Genomic DNA, 827 nt, shown 5'->3' with positions numbered 1-827 from the left:
AAAAGTGATTCGTCGTGCTAACGGCCTGTCGAACAACAACATTCGCATTGGTCAGTACTTACTTATTCCGACGTCAACCAAAGACGATTCAAAGTACGCACTTACAGCGCAAAACCGTTTGAACAAAACGCAATCGCAAGCTCGTGGCCAGCTAAAACTGTCACACGTTGTGCAATCGGGTGAAAGTTTGTGGTCTATCGCTCGTGTCAACAAGGTTTCACACAAATCGCTAGCAAAATGGAACGGCATGGGACCAAAAGATACCCTGCGCGTCGGTCAAAAGCTGGTGATTTGGAAAAAATCAGACCAAGGCGCCGTGATTCGTACCGTGTTCTACAACGTTCGCTCTGGCGACACCATCAGTGGCATCGCAAGCAAATTCAAGGTGAAGAGCAACGACATCGTAAAATGGAACTCGCTGCATAAGCAGAAGTACCTAAAACCGGGTCAAAAACTTAAGCTGTACGTAGATGTAACTAAGGTAAGTGTATGAACCCGTCAAGTAACCCACTCGTAATGTTGTTGGATATATTCCGTTCTCCAACCTCTTGTTTTCTTGCGCTTTATCAGCGTGGTGGTTGGGGATGGCAACCTTTCATCTTTTTGATGCTAAGCCCATTCCTATTTTGGGGCGCGTACTTTTCGAACGTTGATTTTACGTGGTTAAGTGACCAACTCACTGTACAGTTCCAACAAATCGACCCACAGCAGATTGAGCTATTGGAACCAAACACGTTGATGGCAAGTGCGATCATTAATGACGTGTTCAATCGCTTTGCGACGCTTTTGTTGCTTGCGTTTTGGTTCTTCCTTGCGACTAAAGCAAG

General features: G+C 45.7%; 1 protein-coding gene and 1 pseudogene. Both read left to right on the top strand.

Annotation, left to right across the window (positions count from 1 at the left end; genetic code table 11):
* Positions 1 to 493, top strand: a 493-nt coding sequence (locus R7Z47_RS24395) for a LysM peptidoglycan-binding domain-containing protein (RefSeq protein ID WP_318130706.1), incomplete at its 5' end; no start/stop codon positions are given.
* Positions 490 to 827 (top strand): annotated as a pseudogene (locus R7Z47_RS24390) (hypothetical protein); the annotation flags it as partial. The gene R7Z47_RS24395 and the pseudogene R7Z47_RS24390, both read left to right, overlap by 4 nt.

This window comes from Vibrio sp. 1641 (genome assembly GCF_033339995.1).
Taxonomy (GTDB): domain Bacteria; phylum Pseudomonadota; class Gammaproteobacteria; order Enterobacterales; family Vibrionaceae; genus Vibrio; species Vibrio alginolyticus.
This window is presented reverse-complemented; position numbering and strand designations above follow the sequence as displayed.